This window comes from Paenibacillus sp. HW567, from assembly GCF_000374185.1.
Classification (GTDB): Bacteria; Bacillota; Bacilli; order Paenibacillales; family Paenibacillaceae; genus Paenibacillus_AQ.
Genome location: NZ_KB910518.1, coordinates 6476469 through 6498150 on the forward strand (window position 1 = coordinate 6476469; position 21682 = coordinate 6498150).

The window sequence follows — 21682 nt, forward strand, 5'->3', positions numbered from 1 at the left end:
TGCTGCAGATCATACAGTAGAATTAACGGATCATCGCGGAAAGGAAGGTTTTCGCGAACTTTGATTGTACAAAGTGCAACAGGCCAGCATTTTGCCCATTATTGAATGAATTCTGCTGCACAACATGCAGCAGAAAAGCCCCACTAACCCCCAAAAAAGCAATCTACTGCAGATCATACAATAGAATTACCGGATCAGCGCGGAAAGGAAGGATTTCGCTAACTTTGATTGTACAAAGTGCAGTAGGCCAGCATTTTGCCCATTATTGAATGAATTCTGCTGCAAAACATGCAGCAGATAAGCCCCAACAACCCCCAAAAAAGCAATCTGCTGCAGATCATACAATAGAATTAACGGATCATCGCGGAAAGGAAGGTTTTCTCGAACTTTGATTGTACAAAGTGCAATAGGCCAGCATTTTGCCCTTCGTTGAATGAATTCTGCTGCACAACATGCAGCAGATCCGCCGCTATCGCCCTGAAGCCGGACGACAGCTTCATGGACAGTCCGTTCCGCTTACCAAGAGGTCGGCGTGGTCAGACCTTCATTTGGTACTGGTTATTGTTAAGCCCGCACGTTCCCCAGGCTTCGTATCTTGTAATTCCAAGGAAAAGGATACGCCGTTTTAGAAGTCAGGTCAAACGGAGAAACGAAAGCCTCCTCTTTTGGAGGACGGTAAAGTTGTTTAATTTTGAAGCAGGTGTTGACAATGAATATAGAATGGATTATATTTATCTTAACTTAAAGATAATTAACTTAAAGATAAATGCAGAACGCACTGGAGGTGAGCAGGATGAGCGAATATAACGAGACGGCAAGCAAGGCTGCCGGAAGCCAGGCGGATGAGGAACAGGCAGCATCGCTGAAATTGTTCGTGGTTTTGTCCAAGGCATACCGGAGCTTGATGGATCAGGCGGTGAAGGATATGAAGAGTCATGGGCTCGCTTCGGCTGAATTTATGGTGCTGGAGGTGCTCTACCATAGGAACCGGATTCCGCTGCAGCAGATCGGCGGGAAGATTCTTGTTACCAGCGGGAGCATCACCTACAACATCGACAAGCTGGAGAAGAGAGGGCTGCTGAGACGCGTTCCATGCAACGAAGACCGCCGGGTAACCTATGCGGAGATCACGGAAGCGGGCCGCGAGCTGTTCGATGATATTTTCCCCCGTCATGCAGGCTCCATTCATAGTTTGATGGGCGGTTTGAATAAGGAAGAGAAAAGCCAGGCGATTGAATTGCTGAAGAAGCTGGGTAAAGGCGTGTAGAATAAGGCTTCCCGCAAGGTCAGAAGCAGTGCAGCGGGGAGCCGGGCTGGAGTCCAATGTATGTAAGCAGGAGATCGGAGCTGGAGGCGGGCACTCAAGCTTTCGCATGGAGAGTGGCAGGCAAATCACAGGAAGTCCCAAAATTTTTTTGCTAAATATCTTAACCTTAAGATAATTAAAATGAAGAGAATGGAGAGTGTTCATAATGGTTAGTGTAGGATTGTTATTGATGAGATTGTTTATCGGGGTTGCATTCATCGGGCATGGTTCACAGAAGCTGTTCGGCTGGTTCGGGGGTTACGGTCCGAAGGGAACCGGCGGCTGGATGGAATCTATCGGCATCAAACCGGGCGTATTCATGGCAGTGCTGGCAGGACTGATGGAGCTTATTGGAGGCCTGCTGTTCGCAGCCGGGCTGCTGACACCGCTGGCGGCTGTATTGATTGCCGGAGCCATGCTTGGCGCTATCGTCAAGGTGCATGCTCCCAACGGATTTTGGTCCACAGCTAACGGAATGGAGTTCCCGCTGACGCTGCTGGTAGTTGCTGTAGGCGTGGCAATTGCCGGTCCGGGTTCGATATCGCTCGATGCACTCTTTTTCAACTGATCAGGTAATGCTCATAGCTTCGGCTAATATATAGAAAAATTGTTCCGGTTCGTATCTCAAGCGGCAAGCTGCCGCATCACACTTAGGAGGTTATACCAATGACTATGCAAACTCAAGGGATTCATCATATTACCGCTTTTGTTGGAGATGTGCAGCGCAATGCGGATTTCTATGCCGGAATTCTCGGGCTGCGGCTCGTGAAAAAAACAATAAATTTCGACGCCCCGGAGGTCTACCATCTTTATTTTGGAAATGAGCAGGGTGCGCCGGGAACGATCATTACCTTCTTCCCATTTGCGGCAGGACGCAAAGGCCGTATCGGGGGCGGTCAGGTTGGCGTAACCACCTATGCGGTGCCGGTTGGCTCTATGGGATTCTGGGAGCAGCGGCTTGCCGCTTACCAAATTCCGGTTACCCATGTAAGCCGGATTGGAGAAAACTATCTTTCGTTCGCTGATTTCGACGGGCTGCGGATTGAGCTTGTGGAACGTGCAGAAGGTCCAATGAGCACATGGTCCTTCGGGGGCGTTACGGCTGAGCATGCCATCAAAGGCTTCGGCGGTGCCGTTCTCTACAGCACAGCGCCGGACAAAACAGCGGATACCCTGTCCCGCACACTGGGCCTCAAACGCATTGCTGAAGGTGACGGTTATATCCGCTACAGATCCACTAGTGATGTAGGCAATATCATTGACCTGAAGGCAACGCCGGTTCCGCATGGTGCCGGAGGCTCGGGCACCGTCCACCACATTGCTTGGCGGGCCAAAGACGATGCCGAGCACCAGGATTGGGGCCGCCGCGTCCAGAGTCACGGCTATCAGCCGACTCCGGTTCAGGACCGCCAATACTTCAACGCGATTTACTTCCGGGAAGAAGGCGGAATTCTCTTCGAGATTGCAACCGATCCTCCAGGCTTTGCCCGTGATGAAGCTCCGGATGCCCTGGGTCAAAAGCTGATGCTTCCGACCTGGTTCGAGCCGCACCGTGCGTTGATTGAAGAGAATCTGACTCCATTTGAAATTCGTGAAATCGAGGTGAAGCAGGGATGATCCATATCTTCCGCAAGGGCACGGATGAAAGTCTGCCGACACTTGTCCTCTTCCACGGAACCGGCGGCAACGAGCGTGATCTGCTGCCGCTGGCCGAGCTTCTCGCTCCCGGCGCTTCCGTGCTGGGCGTTCGGGGAAACGTGCTGGAGAACGGCATGCCGCGCTTCTTCCGGCGGCTGGCCGAAGGCATCTTCGATGAAGAGGATCTGATCTTCCGCACCCATGAGCTTAGAGGGTTTCTGGATGAGGCTGCTGCCAAGTACGGCTTCGATCCCGGCAACCTGGTGGCGGTTGGCTATTCCAACGGTGCCAATATCGCCGGCAGCCTGCTGTTCCATTACGGCGGCATCTTCCGCTCGGCGGTGCTGCTGCATCCGATGGTTCCGCTGCGTGGCCTGAAGCTGCCTTCGCTGAAGGGCGTCCCGGTCTTCATCGGAGCGGGTACCAATGATCCGATCATCCGGGCGGAGGAAACCCGGGAGCTGGAGTCGCTTCTGCAGGGCGCTGACTCTGAAGTAACTACCCACTGGGGCAACCAGGGCCACCGCTTGAGCGCGGCTGAAGCCGAAGCCGCCAGAGATTGGCTGCTGGGGCACCATACACCGGGCATAGCTTAATCATACAGCCGTCCGCAGGACCGCCGATAAGTGACTCTATGTGTCGCTTAGAAGCTCCTGCGGACGGTTTTTTGCTGTGACAAAAGCCTTGAATAATCCGGCAGCCATCAGGTAGTATGAAGAATACAAAATAAAAAAGGGCCTAAGGGTTGTTAACAGAAAGGTTGGCGTCATTGACTCATGAACACAAAAATTGATAGTCGAATGTTGGAGGCGGAGGGGCCATCGCGGAAGCAGCGGCTGCAAATCGCCGTCATTCTGGGAGCCATTTCCGCGATTGGACCGTTGTCCATTGATATGTATTTGCCGGCGCTGCCCGAGCTTGGGGCGCATTTTGGGGCCGGGGCTGCGCTGGCGCAGCTTAGCCTGACCTTCTTTTTGCTGGGACTGGCCTCGGGGCAACTGGTGGCGGGGCCGCTAAGCGATGTGTATGGCCGTCGCACACCGCTGCTCATCGGCATGATCGTTTATGCAGTCTCTTCATTGCTGTGCGCGTTCAGCCCTTCCATCGGGCTTTTGGTCGTGCTGCGGTTTGTCCAGGGGATCGCCGGCTCCGTAGGTGTGGTAATCTCGCGGGCGGCAGTTCGTGACCTCTACAGCGGCTCCGAATTAACCAAATTCTTCTCCTTACTGATGATAGTCAACGGGCTGGGGCCGATTCTGGCTCCGGTCATTGGAGGACAGCTTCTGCGATTCACAACGTGGCAGGGAGTGTTCGTGGTGCTGTTTGCCGCCGGGCTGATCTTTTTTGCCACGATTCTGCTGCGGCTCCCCGAGACCCTGCCTAAAGAGCGGCGCTCCAAGAGCGGGCTGAAAGGAACCTTGCGCACCTTCGGCATCCTGCTTCGTAACGGGCGGTTCATGGGCTATGCACTTACCCAGGGACTCGTTACGGCGGCTATGTTCGCTTATATATCAGGTTCCTCGTTTGTGCTGCAAAATATTTTTGGCGTCTCCCCGCAGATGTATAGCCTGATCTTTGCCGTGAACGGGCTGGGGATTATTATCTCGGGACAAGTGGCCGGCAGATTGGCCGGAAGAGTCAGCGAACGCAAGCTGCTGGTCAGCGGCCTGCTGCTGTGTACGGTGGGCGGCGCTCTGCTGCTGCTGACTGTGCTGGCTGGCGGCGGTCTGCTGCCGATTCTGATCTGCCTGTTTGCGGTTGTCTCCAGTGTAGGTATGGTTGGGACAACCAGCTTCTCTCTGGCTATGCAGGATCAGGGGGATTCCGCAGGCAGCGCCTCGGCACTGCTGGGTCTTCTGCCGCTGCTGCTCGGTAGCTGCGTCGCTCCGCTGGTCGGGCTGGGCGGCGATAAAACCGCGCTTCCGATGGCGGTAGTCATCGCGTCGGCGGGCCTTTGCTCTATACTGGCCTATCTGCTGCTCTGCAGCGGGAAAAAGGGCAAGTGAGCAGTAAGAGTTCTTTCAGCAAACTTTCAGCGCAAATTAACGTTCCGCTCCTTCAAAAGGGTTATATTGGATATTGAAAGGAGGGACGAGCATGAGTATATCATCCGTATCATCGGCCTCTTCCACTACGTACAGCTCCTCCAGCGCAACAGATACCGCTTCCCTGGAGAAGCAAAAGGCGAAGCTGGAAGCCGACCTGGAGAAGGTACAGTCCAGCAAGGACGACGAGAAAACGAAGGAAACCAAAACTAAGCAGCTTCAGCAGCAGATCAAACAGATCGAAGCGCAAATTGCGCAGAAATCGCAGAGCAGCAGCAGCTCCTCTGCGGCAGGCAGCAGTGCGCCGCCGCCTGAGCAGCCGGCTAATGGCAATGCGCTTGCTCCAGCCAGCGCGCAGGAGATCGCTACTGCCACGACGAACAGCGAAGGCAGATTTGACATCCGGGTGTAACCCCGGACACAGCGTACATAGAAAAAGGACAGCCATTTGCCGTGGTGACTGTCCTTTTTTTTATTTCCGGTGCAATGCTTCAGAGTCTGCTTTTTTTCAGGCTGTTGCAGGGAATTGCCCTTTACCGGGTGTCTAACCTAAGTGATGATCATTATACGAGCCTTCTGTTGATAGTGTTGGTATAATGGAGGAATGACACGGCAAGTTGCTCCGGACAAGGGCAAGCCGGCAGTAAAGGCAGGAGAAGGAAGTCATGCATTCGATAAAACAATCGCTCGAACGCTTCAAAATTGTAAGGCTGATTATAACCATCTACCGGCTGCGGGCGGTCCGAGCGCTTTTTCCGCTGGTTATTATAGTTCTTGTATATCTGGAGGGGCAGCATGAGCTGAAGAAGGTGCACCTCCGTCTGATTATCCGCGAGCTGAAGCATGTGCCCGCATCGGCCATTGCACAGATGATGGGGGCAGCCCTGCTCGCTGTGGCTGTGATGAGCGCTTATGATTATTTGATCCGCCAGCATTTTCGGTTGAAGATAAGCCACTGGAGCACGTTCCGCTATTCGTGGATTGCCAATACCTTTAATAATCTGATCGGCTTTGCCGGGCTGGCCGGGGTGGGGCTGCGAACGCTCCTCTACAAAAAAAGCGGTGTGCCTGCTGCTGTTCTGACCCCGGCAATAGTGTTTCTCTCGCCGCTCATGATCACGGGGCTGTCGCTGCTCTCCTGGGGCAATATCTTCGGCCTTTTTCCGGCTGCTGCGCTGCTCCGCGAGCACCATTGGCTGGTATTTGCAGTGTGGGGTATGGCGCTTTATTTGCCACTTTTTATCATCATCCAGCGTTCGTCGCTGTTTGCCAAATGGATCAACCGGGGGCAGGGCAGAACACCTTGGACTACCGTGGCGGCTTCGGTCGGTGCATCCCTTCTGGAATGGCTGTTCGCCGGAATCACCTTCTGCATCATTGCGAGTCATCTGCTTGGCTGCGCCAACTACATTACAGTCTTCAGCATCTATGTCATTGCTGCGATAGCAGGCATCCTGAGTATGGCCCCCGGGGGGATCGGCGCATTCGACCTGATCGCCTTGCTCGGGCTTTCGCAATTGGGCTATGGAAGCGATAAGGCTATGGCTGTTCTGGTTATCTACAGACTGTTCTATTACCTCATTCCCTGGCTGATCGGTCTTGTGATGGCTGCGCTGGAAATTGGACTACAGAGTAAAAAAAGCTCTGACCGGAGTAACGTGGGCATCGAGCCTTCCCTTAATCTATGGCAGAAAATTTGGGGCTGGCCGGGCCAATACACGTTCTTGAGCGATCTTGGCATATGGGCGCTCGGCAAGCTGGTGCTGGCCAGCGGTCTGATCCTGCTGCTGTCTGCTGCTACGCCCGAGCTGCTGTACCGTCTGCGGTTAACGGAGGAGCTGCTCTCTCTGCCGGTAATGCGGATTTCACATCATGTATCCGTACTGATCGGCTTCATGCTTATTCTTCTGTCGCGGGGAATTTCGCTGCGTGTCCACCGGGCGTATATTTTGACCTGCGCGCTGCTGTTCGGCGGGGCGGTGTTCACCTTCACGAAGGGCTTTGATTATGAGGAAGCGTTGTTCCTGCTGCTTGTAGTGCTCATCCTCTGGGTATCCAGGGCCCGCTTCAACCGGATCAGTGTACCCTTCAGCAAGCAGAGCACGATCTGGTGGCTGGTGCTGACTTCCGCCATTGCGTTTATTTACTTCCTGCTGGGCAGCTACGTGCATCAGGGCTTCCCAAGGCATCTTCCCGCCGGTATTCCCCCGGAGTGGCTGCGGCGGCACAGCAATGTAGCGGTCACGGCGGTCAGCGGGCTGGTGCTCTCCTGGCTGCTGATGACGATGCTGGTAGTCCTCCGCCCTCACCGCAGGATGGAGGAACTGCTGGCGGACAAGGATATGACGCAGTTAAGCCAGTTTCTTGGAGGGAACGAGGGAAATGCCTTGACCCATATGCTATTTCTGGGCGACAAAAGCTTCTACTGGGCACAGGGCGGCAAGGTGCTGATTGCTTTTGCCAGAGCGCGGGACAAGCTGGTAGTGCTGGGTGATCCGCTGGGACCTCAGGCCCTGGTAGGTGAAGCGATCAGCGAATTCCGGCAGGCGGCGGATTTATACGGTCTGTCTGTGGTGTTCTATCAGGCTACCCCGGACTTTCTGCCGGTCTATCATGAGCAGGGCTACCGTTTCTTCAAGCTCGGTGAGGAGGCGATGATCTCTCTTGCTGATTTTACCCTTAGCGGCAAAAAAAATTCCGATCTGCGGAGTGTGAAAAACCGCTTCGAACGTGAGGGTTACAGGTTCGAGGTAGCGGAAGCGCCGCATTCCCCAGAGCTGCTGGAGGAGCTGCGCCGGGTGTCCGGGGAGTGGCTGGACGGACGCAGCGAAAAAGGCTTCTCGCTCGGCTGGTTCAAGCCGTCTTATCTACAGCTTGCACAGCTAGCGCTGCTGCGGGATGCGGACGGCAAGGTGCTGGCTTTCGCCTCCATTGCCCCGGGCTATGACAAGGGAACCACGATTTCGGTTGACCTTATGCGCCACCGGAAAAAAACACCGAACGGAACCATGGACTATTTGTTTGTCCGTCTGCTGGAGTGGGCGAAGGAGCAGGGCTACCGCCGGTTCAATCTCGGCAATGCTCCATTATCCAGTGTAGGCCAGAATTCCGGAGCGCTGCGGGAGGAGAAGCTGGCCCATCTGGTATTTGTGCGCGGCGGACACTGGTACGGATTCGCCGGCCTGCGGATGTATAAGGAGAAGTTCAGCCCGGAGTGGGAGCCGCGCTATCTTGCCTACCCCGCTTCGATGACCCTGTCGATTCTGACGCTTGACCTGGTAAGACTCGTTTCCCGCCACCCGGAAGGGAAGGAGTAACTGCGGACTACTAAGTGGGAACTGCTATGGTGCTGGTGAGATACATACTAGACGATTAGGCAGAAATCGGTAATACTATGTTCATCCACAACATATAAGGTTGCAGACGTATCATTCTGCCATTATCGAAACCACAGAATTGGCAACCAGATTAACATCAACTTTGAGATGGCTCCTGTTCTATGCAGGTGCCATTTTTTGATTATTTAGGGGATTGTGATTTTCTTTCGTTGTAGATATTGAGCAGAAATAACGGCAGAAATACCGTTATTAGAGAGTGAATGGGGAGTTAGTCTGAAAATAACGGCAGAAATACCGTTATTAGAGAGTGAACTTGGAGTTAGCCCGAAAATAACAGCAGAAATACCGTTATTTGAGAGCGGCGGGCCAGTTCGCTAGGTTTCAGGCTGTTCACCAAAAATGAGGGGAGAAGGGGACTATGGGGAATACGGTAATCGAGATCATGGAGAGACGTAAATCTGTGCGCACGTATGAGCCGACACCAATCAGTGAAGCGGCTCATGGTGCGGTGATGGATTACCTGGCGCAGGAGGAGAATTTGCGCGGACCTTTTGGCGGGAAGGTCAAGGTTGAATGGATGTGGGCTGATGGCGGGGCGGCGGAAGGCAAAAGCGTTAAGCTTGGCACCTACGGGGTTATCAAGAACCCGCAGGCTTACCTGGTCGGAGCGGTGCAGAACGGGAAGACGGCGCTGCTGGAGTTTGGTTATATTTTTCATAAGCTGATCCTGTATGCCACGGGCCTGGGCCTCGGAACCTGCTGGATTGGCGGAACGTTCAGCCGCAAGTCCTTCTCCCGCGAGATGGAGCTGGCACCGGGAGAGATCATCCCTTGCATCACACCCCTGGGATACCCAAGGGAGAAGCAGCGGCTGCTGGACTCCACTGTGCGTTTCATCGCTAAGTCGGATCAGAGAAAACCTTGGGAGGAGCTGTTCTATGATGGGGAATTTGGACGCGCGCTGACCCGCGAAGCAGCCGGCAAGCTGGACGTGCCGCTGGAGATGTTCCGGCAGGGCCCGTCGGCCTCCAACAAGCAGCCTTGGAGAGCGGTTGTATCTCAGGACCAGCGGCATGTGCATTTCTATTTGCAGTCTACGCCCAATTACAGCGGCAACAAGCTGGGTTTTGAAATGCAGCGGATCGACATGGGCATTGCCGCCTGCAGCTTTGAACTGGCCTGCCGGGAGCTGGGAATTTCCGGTGTCTGGACGATGGAAGATCCCAAGCTGAACGTACCGAGCCCGCTTACGGAATATATGCTGAGTTATAAGCTCGAGTAAGCGGCTCAGGCTGCGGTGTCAGGCAAACTGCGACACTCCCCATAGGCTGGCCGCCGCCAGCAGGATACCGAAGAGAGCGAGTGTATCGCTTTGCTGCCAGGCCAGCCGGCAGGAAGGCGTGCGCTCCTTGCTGGGGTCATAGCCGCGTGCCTCTATAGCGGTTGCCAACTCGTCGCCCATCCCGATGACCAGAATCAGCAGCGGCACAATCAGCAGGGCCATCTGCCGTGGAGTCCAGCGGCTGAGGCCCTTTGTCTTTCTGCCACGCGAGCTTAGCGCTAGCTGAAGCTGGGCCAGCTTGCCGAGAATCCACGGCACGAACTGTAGGGTGACCGATACCGCCAGCGACCAGTTGCGGGTGCGGATGCCCAGCTTTTTCAGCGGAGCAATGCCCCATTCCAGTCCTTCACGCAAGGGCGCGCCCGTAGTTGTCTCTGTGAACAGGAAGCCAAGGGAGATCAGCAGCAGGAAGCGGAGCACATTCAGGCCGCCCCGCACAATTCCCGCCAGACTGAAGCCGATGGGACCGAGCGTGTAGTCCGGCAATTCCCAACTAAGTGCGGACAGCAGCCAGAGGAACAGGAACATGAGGAGGAACGGGCGGAAGAAGCGGGCCGTCCTTCTCCAGGGGATGCCGGCGGAGATAATCATCCCTGTAATTAGACCTGCCGAGAGCAGCAGCGGTACAAGTGAGTTCATGCCCAGAATGACCAGCGTGCCCAGCACCATCCCCAGCCATTTAACGCGCGGGTCCAGCTTCTGCCACAATCGCCGGGCAGGGGCTGCTTCTGCATGTCCCGCTTCGGTGGAATCTGCTTCAGGAGGAACAAGCTCGTCTTGTCTGCTGCTGCTGTACCGGCCCTCCCCGGGAATCAGCAAGCCCTCCTCCGGCGGAACGGGCAGGGGACGCTTGCCCAGCTCCTCCAGCAGAGTTTCCAGGCTGCCAGGCAGGGAATCAAGCAGCCCGCGCTGCCGGAGTCTCTGTCCGATCCGCGTATAGGCGGGCGGTGTAAGGCCGGCTGAGCTGAGCGGCGAGGGATCGGCGGCCAGCGTAGCAGCCCGTCCGTTATAGCAGATGGAGCCCTGCGACATAATAATCACTTCGTCTGCCATCGGGAGGAAGCTGTCCAGATCATGCGTGCCGATGATCAGGGTCAGTCCGCTGCGGCGCAGTCCGCGCAGCATGTCCAGCAGGCTCCGGGCCGCCTTGGGATCAAGGCCCGCTGTCGGCTCGTCGAGAATTAGCAGACCGGGGCGGGCGGCGATGGCTCCGGCGATGCAGAGCCGGCGCTTCTCTCCTCCGCTGAGCAGAAAGGGGGAACGGCTGCCGAATTCTTCGTAGGGCAGCCCCACCTCGGACAGTGCGCTGCGGATCAGCTCCAGCCGCTGATGCTTTGGCACTCCGCGCTGCTCCAAACCGTACTCCATATCCTTGTGTACGCTGCTTGCGAACAGTTGTGTCTCCGGCTGCTGAAAGACCATCGCGACCGCCCCGGGAGGCATCCCGCCTCCATCGTAGGAAACTTTGCCGGCAGCCGGCTCCGCAAGTCCTGACAGCAGGCGCAGCAGCGTGGACTTGCCGCTGCCGGTAATCCCGCACAGGAGCGTCAGCGTGCCTTCGCGGATATCCAGATGAATATCCGCGAGAGCGGCGGTCTTGTCATACTGGAAGGATACGCCTTCTGCCTGAAGCCTCATAAGACGACCTCTAATTCCTGCTCGGTAAGCGGCAGACAGTGAAGCGGCCAGCCCTGCGACTGCAGCAGACGCCCAATGCGGATGACCGGAGCAGGCTCCCAGCCGAGACGCTCCGGGAGCTCATTCTGATAGAAAAGGGTGCGCGGATCGCCGTCATACTGCATTCTGCCTTCCTCCATGACAGCGATACGCGGGCTTTCCGCCAGCTCCTCCATCCGCTGGGTTACCCAGAGTACGGTGGTCCCCTGCCGCCACAAGCTTTGGGCCAAACTGAATATATCTCTCCGCCCGGCCGGGTCCAGCATAGAGGTCGCCTCGTCAAAAATAATCATTTCCGGCTCCAGCGCCAGACAGCAGGCAACCGCGAGGCGCTGGCGTTCTCCGCCTGATAGAGTCGAGACGTCCGCCTCCGCCTTGCGGGCCAGTCCCACTTGCCGGAGAACGGTCTCAATCCGGGTCAACATGCTGCTTCGGCTCAGTCCCCGGTTTTCCAGTCCAAACGCAACATCCTCAAAAGGCGTGGAGCCGACGGTCTGCGCTTCAGGATTCTGAAATACAAGCTGGATATGCCGCTTAACGGCTGTACGGTTCTCAGGGGAGCGCAGATCCAGACCGGCAGCGGACAGACTGCCCCCCGTAGGAGGGTTCAGACCGGTTAATGTACGGATCAGAGAGGATTTGCCGCAGCCGTTGGCTCCGGTAAGGGCTACCCATTCGCCCCGCCCGATAAATATTGAAATATCCCGCAATATCGGCAGCCTGCGCTGGCCGTCCCGTAAGGATAAGGTTAAATTATTGGCTCTAATCATGACATGCCTGCTTCCCGGACAAATGTAGTCAATAATTGCTACCCATTATAGCAGACATTTAAAGATTGATGTATCCGGTGCGGAATGGTATAGTGATCCTAAAAAAATGGGGGGTAATCCTGCTCATGAAAAAATGGACGACTCGCGGCCTGATCTTCAGCGCATTATTTGCCGCAGTCATGATAGCCTTAAGTTTTCTAAGAATCTCTTTGCCTTTCTCTACCGTGCCTATCACTATGCAGACACTGGCCGTCATGCTGGCCGGCTCCGTTCTCGGAGCGCGCTACGGCAGTCTGGCTGTGCTGATTGTGATTGGCCTGACGGCTGCCGGATTTCCGGTGATGGGGGGAAGCGGCGGCTTGTCGGTGCTGGTTGGACCTACCGCAGGATATATCTTCTCCTGGCCGGTGGTGGCTTATCTGATCGGCCTGTTCGCAGAGCGCATAGGGCAGAATAAATATACGTTCGTGAAGCTGCTGGCGGTGAATTTCATTTGCGGAGCACTCCTGGTGTATCCTGGCGGTGTATGGTGGCTGGCCCATTCCACGGGCATGACCTCTCTGTCCAAAGCATTGACTGCAGGCATGTGGCCTTTCATTCCGGGCGACCTCATCAAATCGGTATTATGTGCAGCCGTTGTAACTGCCGTGTGGAGGGTATATCCAATCGAGCGTATCCTGAACAGCAGCAATGGCGTCTGGGCGGATGGGGAGAATTCGGCGGCCGGGCGTTAATCAGACTAGAGTTAGGAAAGATTACTGGAGCTTCGACCAATTAATGTTTGTATAAATATTATAGAACCCGAGAGAATCGTACCGTGTAAGGTGCGGTTCTCTCGATTTTTTTCTAGGTTCCACTTCGTTTTATTCGTATCATCGAAAAGGCTCTTCTCCAAGAAAGCTTGTTACCGTAGATCAGGACGCCGGAGCTATAAATTCTTAAAGAGAGGAACGCCAGAACGAATATAGATGCAACCAACTCTGAAATTGAGAGAACAATTACCCAGGTGGGAGCCCCATACACCGCAATTCTCATAAACATTACAAAAGGTGAGAAGAATGGGACAAAGGAGACTACATGAATAATTGAATTTGGCCCCGCTTGAAAACCGTAGATTCCTAAATAGAACCCAGCCAATAATAAAAATGAAATTGGCATTGTTGCTTGCCCTAACTCCTCTGTTTTACTTACCATTGATCCTGCACTCAAGTATATTGCTGCATAAAGGAAGTAACATAATATGAAATAGGAAATAAAGAAGATAAATAGATTTCCTGGGATTTTGTGTAGATCAATGTTGAAAAATGAACGATTTTGGGGGAGAGTCAGATTTATTAGAGCTGATCCTGTTAAAATTGATAGTTGAAGGATACAGGCAACAAACAAGCCTAATATTTTTCCACACATTTGTTTAAATGGATCAACACTACAAACAATAATCTCCATGACCCTGTTGCTTTTTTCAATTGTTACCTCACTGGCAAGCATGTTACCATACATAGAGTTCATAAAGAACATTATGAAGAAAAGTCCATATGCTAAGTAGTAAATTGAATTTTGGCTTTCTGCTGAATTTATTTTTTGATTTATCGGATTCATATCAACTTGCACAGGTGCTACTAACTCTGAAAGCTGCTCTTTGGATAACCCACTATTTGTGATTAATTGATTTTGTTTTATTGTTTGTAATGCCGATTGAATTTCTGATAAGGTCGCGCTGCTTGGAGGTGACTGAAATCGATACTGGAAGCTTGAGAAGAATTGGTCCTTTTTTTCTACTAAGAAACCATCTATTTCTTTTCTGTTAACCTTCTCCTGTATGTATTTTTGATTTGCAGAATCCAAAGCAGGATAGATTTTCAAATCAATCATTGAAGAATTAATTTGTTTTTGAAGTTGCTGGGCTATGGTGCTCTGATAAATTCCAACTTTAACTGTTGGATTGGAATACAGTGAAGAATAGATATTCGGTAAGTTAACAATAAGAGTGATTAAAAGAACAAAGATAAAGGTCATTATCCAAAAGGGCTTTGAAAATAACCTTTTAAATAGAGTGAACCTTATTATGGTTAGAATATCATTCACTTGTTTGGCCCACCTTACTTATAAAAATTTCGTTTAATGTAGGGTCCATGATTTGAAACCTTTTTATTTTCGTCTGTTGTAATGCGAAATTTAATATATATTCTGAAAGCTGTTCATTACTAATTTTGATTTCATATCGCTGTCCGTTGCATTTCACTTCTGTTACTCCAGGTATTTCCGTGAAATTTTCAATATTAGAAAAAGACTCAATTACTATTCTATCCTTGGGGTAATTATTTTTAATCTCATTTAAATTACCAACCAGAACAGTGTGTGATTTATCCAAGATACATATATTCTCACACAGCTCCTCGACATGATCCATTCTATGACTGGAAAAGATAATAGTCTTACCTTCATCCTTTAAGTTGAGGATGGTTTTCTTAAGAAGTTCAGTATTTACTGGATCTAGCCCACTGAAAACTTCATCAAGAATTAATAAATCGGGATTATGTATAACGGAAGCTATGAATTGAATTTTTTGTTGGTTCCCTTTAGATAACTCTTCAAGCTTTTTTCCGTAATATTCAATGATATCGAAATGTCTTAACCATCTACAAAGTGAGATATTCGCTTCCTTGAAAGACATTCCCCGTAATTGTCCCAGATATATCATTTGTTCTCTAATCCTTTGTTTAGGGAACAAACCTCTTTCTTCTGGAAGATACCCTATTTTTTTCTTCATATCGCTGCGGTAGTTCTCACCGTTCCATAGAATGCTTCCTTGCTGAGGGTGCAAAAGTCCTAAAATAGCTCGCATAGTGCTTGTCTTACCAGCACCGTTTCCTCCAAGCAATCCAAAAATTTCTCCTTTCTGTACGGTAAACGACAGATTGTTGACGGCAACTTTTTCAGAGTATTTTATATGAACATTTGTTAATGAAATAGCTTGCATGACCGAAATCTCCTTGTGGATTTAATAAATAAAGGTTCCTTTTGGGTAAAAGGAACCTTTATTTTTGTGTTTCTAAGACTTAATAAACCGGAGTTGCGGAGAAAGCCCAATCAAAAACTTTTCCAATTACATAACCACCAATAATACCAATCCAAGGCATATACTTGCACCTCCTTTACTGAACCGATAGACCAATTAAACAATATTGGAATATAAAGAAAAATATCTAATTACTTATTTATTTGAGAGTAAAAAGATAGGTTGAGTTAAACTTTCCAAAAAACGATAACTATGTTATAACATAAGTTATGCACTTGGTAGAAAATGCTGGTAAATCTTCCGTTTTGGGATAAGACAAAGTAGCATAAGAAGATGATGCTAAAGACAGATCTGCTCATTGCCTTTGTGGTTTATTGCAGATCTGACAACGAGTATGGAAGAGGCCGCGAACCATTTTGATGTGGGTGTAGCCTTCACCATCACTCGTTTTTTCATTGTTAAGCTCCAAGTGGCAGCCAAAGCCTACAGAAAACCGATTAACACAGTATCAAGAGCAATTTGCTATGACAAACCCTGCTTGGTCAACCTTTCACTTTTGACCGTCGGTTTGTGCCAAGTGTTGGAGCACCTGTACATGTCCCGTGTGAAAAGGTGCGATAGCAGGGTTGTAAAGTGTGTTCATTGAATCCCCCATTTTTGAAAGGTATCCTCTGCAACTATGGAGTGCCTCTCATTTGTCAAGTGTTTTTAAGTGGTATAACTTAGCTCAGGAAAATATTAACATGGAGGTTAGTGAAGTGTCTGTCCAAATGCCAGCATACAATTTGAAACATACCCGACAGATTATTGTGTTGAAAGATATAAGATTTAATGTTTTAGGGAACTATATTATTAATAAAGGGAAGAAGATATTTTTAACCCAGATAGAGAATAAGCTACTCTATTTCTTTTGTAATAATTATGAAATGAGAATCTCCTCTAATGAAATAGTGGATTACTTGCAAGAGTATTCAAAAAAAGTAATTTATACAGAGCAAAATATTTATGTACATATAAATCGTCTTCGAAAGAAAATGGAAATCATTCCATCCCATCCTGAAATTTTAATTAATATAAGACCAGGGTATATGTTAGATATTATCCCTGTTGTAATAGAGGAAGAATGAGCATGCAAAAGGAGCCTATACTCAAATTAATAGATGTGAGTAAATTTTTTAACAAGCGAATGATACTAAAAAAAATTAACCTATCACTCTATAAAGGCGATTCTATCGCTGTTGTAGGTAATAACGGGGCTGGTAAAAGCACACTCTTAAATATTATTGCTGGATTATGCGGTGTAAGTGAGGGTCAAAGAACAACTAATAAAACAAATGGAAAAGAAATTTCTGTTGGATATGTTCATGATCAATTTCCAAAAACTAAATTAACTCCGATGGAATATCTTTCATATATGGGGAGAATAGCTGGAATACCAAAATTAGAGGTAAGGCGCAGAGTTGTTGATCTGTCCACAAAACTTCATATACGAGAATCCCTTGAGACAGAGATGATGTATTTTTCGAAGGGCATGATACAGAAGATCAACATTATTCAAGCTTTGATTAAAAAACCTGATATATTATTATTGGATGAACCTCTGTCAGGTTTAGATATAAGTTCACAGCTTGATTTTATCCGAATAGTCAATGAAGTAAAAAATCAAGGAGTAATTATTATCCTTACTAGCCATGAAACTTTTATAATCAATGCGATTGCAAATAGAATAATTAATCTGAATTATGGGGAGATCATTTCGGAAGAGAAGGTCATACCGTCGTTTTATACTTCGGAAGATTTTGTGGAAATACGTTATTCACATACCGATTTGAAAAACTCAGAGATGCAATATTTTTTTAATTTATATGAGGAGTTTGAAGGGAATGAGTATAGAGTAATAGTCGAAAACTCATTAAAAGATCAATTGCTGTTGGATATATTAACGAAAGGCGGATCGATTCATCAGGTGAATTCCGCAAATTTATTAGGGGAATGATGCAATGATTCAGCTAACTGAATTTTTTTTGTTTTACTATTATAAAAATAATAGATATATATTACCTATTGCTTTGTATGGGTTAAGCATTTATTTTGTGTATGGAGCCGGAAATATTCCCTTGGCAGATGGTTACAGTTTAACCAGTGTATTTTTATTTATTTTTTCTGTTTGGACGGGGTATAGTTTTATTGAGCTTGAAGAAATAACGTTACAAAAGCTGACTGTACTGCATTATAAGGGTAAGGTGAAAAGATACTATATAGCGAAGGTCGCTGCAGCGTGGCTGGTTTCGTTGATAATTATACTTTTTAATCTAAGTATACCTTTTCTGGGAACTAGCATTTTTGATCTTAAAACCTTAGTATCTGCTTTTGTAGCTCAAAATTCTATTGCTCTTTTAGGTATTGTTACAGCAATGTTTTTTAATATAAAAGTTGTTAAAGATAAATCAATTGCATTAATTGGTACATTTATAGTTATTGTTATCTCATTAGCATTTAAAAGTATTTATGATCGATTGCCGAGTAAATTGGGATGGGTCTTATTTGGTTTTCCTCCAATTTCATTTAGCTTAGATTTGATAAACAAATTCAATTTTACAAATTTGTTGGTGCCTTATATTTATTTCATTATTACTTTGATTTGTTGTTTGAAAATTATTGAAAAGAACTCTTTCTAAACCAATATTCTAAAGGAGAATTGATGATTATGATCAGAAACTTACTGATACTTATTTTTTCTTACGTTGTCTCCAGGGTTGCTTTCAGCTTTATTACAGTGGATATCTCCAGTTCCTTGTTAAAAACTATAGTTGAGACGGCTATTTTTATTGCTATATTCCTTGTTCTATATATCTTCATTAAACCCAAAAAAAAGAATACGAATGATTGACAGTTGGGTTATTTTTCAGAATTGAAGAAAAGAGGCTTCCCTATTATGCGGGATAGCCTCTTTTTCGTCCGCTTACTCCGTTTCCTCCGAATTCGGCAGCGCCCAGACGGACACGCTTCCGCCGTTGACGGTGAAAACGGCCCAGCCGTCCCCGCCAATGGTGATGGATTCGCCGCGGTTATGAGTGAAATCTGTCCACACCTCTCCCGCACGCTCTTCTCCGACGAACATCCGTTTCTCTCCATTGTCTCCGTTAGAGATTACGACCGCGCAGCCGGAGCCTCCAATCTCAGGTACGCCGCGGCGCACCCAGCCGATGGTGTTGGCGTGATCGAAATAGTCATTCTGCTCTCCGTAGGCTTTGTGATGGCGGGCATAGAGCAGGGGATTGATCGCCTCTTTTTTGCCGCCAATCGGGTCCGGGCTGCCTATGCCGTAATAATCTCCGTAGAAGACAACGGGATATCCGTCGCGCCGAAGCAGGATCAGGGCGTAAGCGCTCTGCTTGAACCAGTCGCCAACCCAGGATTCTAGCGCTTCCCGCGGCTGTGAGTCATGGTTGTCCACAAAGGTTACCGTATTGCCGGGATGGGTCTGAACCAGAGTGTCATCAAAGATATGTGTCAGATCAAAGTCTCTGCCCCCAAGCGCAGCCGCGTAGAACTTATAATGCAGCGACACATCGAACAGATCAATTTGATAGTCAACCGTATCCAGAAAATGGCGGCAGGCTTCGAGATTCGGATTCCAGAATTCACCGACCATATAAAAGTCCTCGCCGCGCTTTTTGCTCATTTCCGCCGCGAATTCCTTGATAAACTCATGATTGATATGCTTGATCGCATCAAGGCGGTAGCCGCTGCATTGCAGAGTATCCACCAGCCATTTGCCCCACTCCAGCATTTCGGTTTTGACATCCTGATGGCTGTAATCAAGGTTGGCGAACATCAGGTAATCGTAGTTTCCGAATTCATTATCCACGTTCTGATTCCAGGTCTTATTCTCTCCGATAATCCGGAATACCCCGCTGCGCCCCACTTTGGCATCGAAATCGGTGCCGTTGAAGTGGTCGTGGTTCCATTCGAAGGAGGAGTGAACACCCCCGCGCCCCGGAAAAGAAAACTTGGTCCAGCCTTCGATTTCGAACGGCTGTGAGATTTCTTTGTTACGGTCGTGCGGGTCAACCTCAACCACCTTGAAAATCTCAGTCTCATCCGCCCCCGCTTTATGATTCATAACGAGGTCAACGTACACGGCGATGCCGTGCTTCTGACACTCGGCGACAGCGTCGATAAGCTCCTGCTTCGTGCCGTATTTCGTGCGTACCGTTCCTTTTTGATCGAACTCTCCAAGATCGTACAGATCGTACACGCCATACCCTGTATCTTCGCCGGAGACGGCCTTGGTTACAGGAGGAATCCACACGGTATCAATACCGATGGCTTTCAGCTCTGCGGCCATGGCGGACAGCCGCTTCCAGTGCTCCCCGTCTGCGGCGATATGCCACTCAAAGAATTGCATCATCGTATGATTTCTCTTCATTTTTAGTTGGCCTCCTTCATATATCCTCTATATAAACTGAAACCTGATATCCGCAAACAAGGACTGCTGATTAATACATGGAAGTGTTGCAGCATGAAAAGTGCAGCATTGGCCTTATCGGGCGGCTATGGGTGCTGTTATGACCCAAAAAAGCAGCAGATATACGTTGCTGAATAAGTGGAATAATTTATGGCCGGCAGCGAATGAAAAGCACCCCGTTTCCGATTGGCCTGAGGCCTTGCGGGAACGGGGCTGTTTTGTACAAATATAGTCATACCGGCGTGTAGTGGGTGATTGACGAGCCGCTGGATATATGCACGGCATTGCGCCCATTGCGTTTGGAGGTGTAGAGCGCATGATCCGCTTCGGAGAGCAGCTCTTCGAGCGAGATGTTCTTGCGGAAGGCGTCCACGGCCCCGAAGCTTGCAGTTACATTTATTGCCCCGGAAATGGTCTGGAGCGGGCTGCGCTCAATATCCCCGCGAATGGTCTCGGAGAGCGCAGCGGCCTGCTTCAAGGGAGTCCCCGGCAGACACAGGACAAATTCCTCGCCCCCGTACCGTCCGAAAATATCCCCCTCCCGCAAATGCCGGCTGCACACATTCACAATATGCTGCAGCGCCATGTCGCCATAGTGATGCCCGTACCGGTCATTGATGTTTTTGAAAAAGTCGATGTCCAGCAAAATGATTGAGACCGGCGCCAGGTTCAATGCGGCTTCCTCCAGCAGCTCCCGGCTCAGCTCCATGAAATGCGTCCGGTTATAGATTCCTGTCAGACTGTCAACCGTGGCCAGCAGTTTCAGCTTTTCCTGGAGCAGGGTCCGCTCGGTCACATCAATCAGCATGATCATCCTTCCGGCATATTGGCCGTCCCGCTTCAGCACCGGTGAGGATCGTATCTGGTAATAGCAGGTCTCGCCGTCTTTGTTCCAGGCAAGCTCCCATTCCCCGCTGATCAGCGGGTCGGAATTCATGACATAGGCGACGGCCTCCTTGCCGCCGGGAAGGAATAGCTGTACAAGCGGTCTGCCGATGGCTGAGGAATCCAGTCCCTGCAGCATCTCCGTAGCGGCCCTGTTGTAATCAATGAGCTTATCGGAACGGTCGGTGACCAGCACCCCGTCGCGCATGCTCTCGAACAGATTTTCCCGGGCAATGGGGGCGGCGGTCAGCATGCCTCTGGAGAGGATAGCCCAAATATATAGCGTTGAAGTGATGCTCATAATCACCGGAACGGGATCTACGCCATTGGGCGTCATGTCCATCAGGTAGAGGAATGCGCCCAGGGCAGGAAGGAATTGTCCTATAAAAATAATAGTCAACTGGCGGCGGTAAGCATGCTTCATCCGGTTCCACTGCCATCCGATCAGGCACATGCCCGCAAGCATGCAGCCGAAGGTCAGACTGCCCTGAATGATATACCAAGGGCCCATGACTACATCAATCAGGGGAGTCCGGGCGCCTTCCCGAAAAAATAAGGACTTATAATACAGGTGATGATAGCCGTTGGTCCATACGAGCAGTGTTGTGATGAGGGGGATGCCATACAGCGGGATCAGCAGCTTTTTTTGAACCAAACGCTCCAGTCCTACGAAATACATAATCACAAGCAGGCTGGAAGGCGCTATATAGGGCATCCCCAGATATTCCAGCTTGATCCAGAATTCAATTTCTCCCATGGAATTGCCCGAGAGCTCCAAAGCGAAACCAAAGGCATAGATGGCCGAAGTGAGGGAGCTGAGGATAAATGCCCGCGTTCCGGCGAAATCTGTTTTTTTGTAATAGGCAAAAAGCGCCAGCAGAGCGTTCAGTACACCTGAGATACAGACAATAACAATATAATTGGAGATCATGGAGTCCATCAGGCTCGTCTCCCTGTGCGAACATAAGCTTTTGGCATGGGCGGATTGTCTCCTATGTGATGATGATTAGCTAAATAGTACCACATATCTGCGGCCCCTAGACAAAGTGACGGAAATTCGCAGACGCAATTTTACTATTTGTCTAGTGAGTGTATAGAGAGCAAAGTGTAACATGTTAGTTAATCCTACATCGATTAAGAAAATGATCATCAAATCCTTATTATGTGTTATGTTATTTAACATATAAGAAA

General features: G+C 49.7%; 18 protein-coding genes. 12 read left to right on the forward strand and 6 right to left on the reverse strand.

All coding sequences use genetic code 11. The features are described from left to right. Window positions 1–793 precede the first annotated feature (793 nt). The 8 genes from B212_RS0128985 to B212_RS0129020 all read left to right on the forward strand — a co-directional run bounded on the left by B212_RS0128985 (window position 794) and on the right by B212_RS0129020 (window position 9609). Window positions 794–1267: a MarR family winged helix-turn-helix transcriptional regulator gene (locus B212_RS0128985; RefSeq protein ID WP_019914846.1), complete on the forward strand. Its 474-nt coding sequence runs from the start codon at window positions 794–796 to the stop codon at window positions 1265–1267. A gap of 205 nt (window positions 1268–1472) precedes the next feature. After that, complete coding sequence (locus B212_RS0128990; protein WP_019914847.1) at window positions 1473–1874, forward strand: DoxX family protein; 402 nt, start codon at window positions 1473–1475, stop codon at window positions 1872–1874. A gap of 98 nt (window positions 1875–1972) precedes the next feature. Then, window positions 1973–2923 (forward strand): ring-cleaving dioxygenase, encoded by a 951-nt coding sequence (locus B212_RS0128995; RefSeq protein WP_019914848.1) that lies wholly within the window; start codon window positions 1973–1975, stop codon window positions 2921–2923. Beyond that, window positions 2920–3540 carry an alpha/beta hydrolase gene (locus B212_RS0129000; protein WP_019914849.1) on the forward strand — a complete coding sequence of 207 codons (621 nt, stop codon included), beginning with the start codon at window positions 2920–2922 and terminating at the stop codon, window positions 3538–3540. Before B212_RS0128995 ends, B212_RS0129000 begins: the two co-directional genes overlap by 4 nt. A 180-nt stretch (window positions 3541–3720) precedes the next feature. Beyond that, window positions 3721–4950, forward strand: coding sequence for a multidrug effflux MFS transporter (locus tag B212_RS0129005; protein ID WP_036668602.1), 1230 nt, complete (start codon window positions 3721–3723; stop codon window positions 4948–4950). 91 nt (window positions 4951–5041) lie between these two features. Next, on the forward strand, window positions 5042–5401 hold the full coding sequence (locus B212_RS32715; RefSeq protein ID WP_019914851.1) for a FlxA-like family protein: 360 nt from the start codon (window positions 5042–5044) through the stop codon (window positions 5399–5401). 253 nt (window positions 5402–5654) lie between these two features. Then, entirely contained in the window at window positions 5655–8306 is a 2652-nt protein-coding gene (mprF, locus tag B212_RS0129015) for a bifunctional lysylphosphatidylglycerol flippase/synthetase MprF (protein WP_019914852.1), read from the forward strand. 439 nt (window positions 8307–8745) lie between these two features. Continuing rightward, window positions 8746–9609: a nitroreductase family protein gene (locus B212_RS0129020; RefSeq protein ID WP_019914853.1), complete on the forward strand. Its 864-nt coding sequence runs from the start codon at window positions 8746–8748 to the stop codon at window positions 9607–9609. A gap of 18 nt (window positions 9610–9627) precedes the next feature. Here the strand turns inward: B212_RS0129020 and B212_RS33515 are convergent, their stop codons facing one another. Together B212_RS33515 and B212_RS0129030 are read right to left on the reverse strand one after the other, a co-directional pair. Beyond that, the gene (locus B212_RS33515; protein WP_019914854.1) at window positions 9628–11307 is read right to left on the reverse strand and encodes an ATP-binding cassette domain-containing protein; all 1680 of its coding nucleotides are present in this window, start codon (window positions 11305–11307) and stop codon (window positions 9628–9630) included. Further along, on the reverse strand, window positions 11304–12116 hold the full coding sequence (locus B212_RS0129030; RefSeq protein WP_019914855.1) for an ATP-binding cassette domain-containing protein: 813 nt from the start codon (window positions 12114–12116) through the stop codon (window positions 11304–11306). The genes B212_RS33515 and B212_RS0129030 overlap by 4 nt, the downstream gene beginning before the upstream one ends. A gap of 125 nt (window positions 12117–12241) precedes the next feature. On the opposite strand from B212_RS0129030, the gene B212_RS0129035 reads away from it, so the two are divergent. Next, window positions 12242–12850: a biotin transporter BioY gene (locus B212_RS0129035; protein ID WP_019914856.1), complete on the forward strand. Its 609-nt coding sequence runs from the start codon at window positions 12242–12244 to the stop codon at window positions 12848–12850. 112 nt (window positions 12851–12962) lie between these two features. Here the strand turns inward: B212_RS0129035 and B212_RS0129040 are convergent, their stop codons facing one another. Together B212_RS0129040 and B212_RS0129045 are read right to left on the reverse strand one after the other, a co-directional pair. Beyond that, on the reverse strand, window positions 12963–14201 hold the full coding sequence (locus B212_RS0129040) for an ABC transporter permease (protein ID WP_019914857.1): 1239 nt from the start codon (window positions 14199–14201) through the stop codon (window positions 12963–12965). Continuing rightward, window positions 14194–15096 (reverse strand): ABC transporter ATP-binding protein, encoded by a 903-nt coding sequence (locus B212_RS0129045; RefSeq protein WP_019914859.1) that lies wholly within the window; start codon window positions 15094–15096, stop codon window positions 14194–14196. The genes B212_RS0129040 and B212_RS0129045 overlap by 8 nt, the downstream gene beginning before the upstream one ends. A 782-nt stretch (window positions 15097–15878) precedes the next feature. Here B212_RS0129045 and B212_RS32725 point away from each other — a divergent pair. From B212_RS32725 to B212_RS0129065, 3 genes are read left to right on the forward strand one after another with little or no spacing between them, the layout of a single operon-like run. Next, window positions 15879–16262, forward strand: coding sequence for a winged helix-turn-helix domain-containing protein (locus B212_RS32725; RefSeq protein ID WP_019914860.1), 384 nt, complete (start codon window positions 15879–15881; stop codon window positions 16260–16262). A 2-nt stretch (window positions 16263–16264) separates the two neighbouring features. After that, a complete protein-coding gene (locus tag B212_RS32730; protein ID WP_019914861.1) occupies window positions 16265–17131 on the forward strand; it encodes an ATP-binding cassette domain-containing protein in 867 nt (288 codons plus the stop codon). A gap of 4 nt (window positions 17132–17135) precedes the next feature. Next, window positions 17136–17813: a hypothetical protein gene (locus B212_RS0129065; RefSeq protein ID WP_019914862.1), complete on the forward strand. Its 678-nt coding sequence runs from the start codon at window positions 17136–17138 to the stop codon at window positions 17811–17813. Window positions 17814–18097: 284 nt separating this feature from the next. Here the strand turns inward: B212_RS0129065 and B212_RS0129075 are convergent, their stop codons facing one another. Together B212_RS0129075 and B212_RS0129080 are read right to left on the reverse strand one after the other, a co-directional pair. After that, window positions 18098–19567, reverse strand: coding sequence for an alpha-amylase (locus tag B212_RS0129075; protein WP_019914864.1), 1470 nt, complete (start codon window positions 19565–19567; stop codon window positions 18098–18100). Window positions 19568–19838: 271 nt separating this feature from the next. Then, window positions 19839–21431 carry a histidine kinase N-terminal 7TM domain-containing diguanylate cyclase gene (locus B212_RS0129080; protein ID WP_019914868.1) on the reverse strand — a complete coding sequence of 531 codons (1593 nt, stop codon included), beginning with the start codon at window positions 21429–21431 and terminating at the stop codon, window positions 19839–19841. Window positions 21432–21682 lie beyond the last annotated feature (251 nt).

Coding starts and splice junctions, on each gene's coding strand:
- B212_RS0128985 (WP_019914846.1), top strand. CDS start 794: ATGAGCGAATATAACGAGACGGCAAGCAAGGCTGCCGGAAGCCAGGCG.
- B212_RS0128990 (WP_019914847.1), top strand. CDS start 1,473: ATGGTTAGTGTAGGATTGTTATTGATGAGATTGTTTATCGGGGTTGCA.
- B212_RS0128995 (WP_019914848.1), top strand. CDS start 1,973: ATGACTATGCAAACTCAAGGGATTCATCATATTACCGCTTTTGTTGGA.
- B212_RS0129000 (WP_019914849.1), top strand. CDS start 2,920: ATGATCCATATCTTCCGCAAGGGCACGGATGAAAGTCTGCCGACACTT.
- B212_RS0129005 (WP_036668602.1), top strand. CDS start 3,721: ATGAACACAAAAATTGATAGTCGAATGTTGGAGGCGGAGGGGCCATCG.
- B212_RS32715 (WP_019914851.1), top strand. CDS start 5,042: ATGAGTATATCATCCGTATCATCGGCCTCTTCCACTACGTACAGCTCC.
- mprF (WP_019914852.1), top strand. CDS start 5,655: ATGCATTCGATAAAACAATCGCTCGAACGCTTCAAAATTGTAAGGCTG.
- B212_RS0129020 (WP_019914853.1), top strand. CDS start 8,746: ATGGGGAATACGGTAATCGAGATCATGGAGAGACGTAAATCTGTGCGC.
- B212_RS33515 (WP_019914854.1), bottom strand. CDS start 11,307: ATGAGGCTTCAGGCAGAAGGCGTATCCTTCCAGTATGACAAGACCGCC.
- B212_RS0129030 (WP_019914855.1), bottom strand. CDS start 12,116: ATGATTAGAGCCAATAATTTAACCTTATCCTTACGGGACGGCCAGCGC.
- B212_RS0129035 (WP_019914856.1), top strand. CDS start 12,242: ATGAAAAAATGGACGACTCGCGGCCTGATCTTCAGCGCATTATTTGCC.
- B212_RS0129045 (WP_019914859.1), bottom strand. CDS start 15,096: ATGCAAGCTATTTCATTAACAAATGTTCATATAAAATACTCTGAAAAA.
- B212_RS32725 (WP_019914860.1), top strand. CDS start 15,879: ATGGAGGTTAGTGAAGTGTCTGTCCAAATGCCAGCATACAATTTGAAA.
- B212_RS32730 (WP_019914861.1), top strand. CDS start 16,265: ATGCAAAAGGAGCCTATACTCAAATTAATAGATGTGAGTAAATTTTTT.
- B212_RS0129065 (WP_019914862.1), top strand. CDS start 17,136: ATGATTCAGCTAACTGAATTTTTTTTGTTTTACTATTATAAAAATAAT.
- B212_RS0129075 (WP_019914864.1), bottom strand. CDS start 19,567: ATGAAGAGAAATCATACGATGATGCAATTCTTTGAGTGGCATATCGCC.
- B212_RS0129080 (WP_019914868.1), bottom strand. CDS start 21,431: ATGGACTCCATGATCTCCAATTATATTGTTATTGTCTGTATCTCAGGT.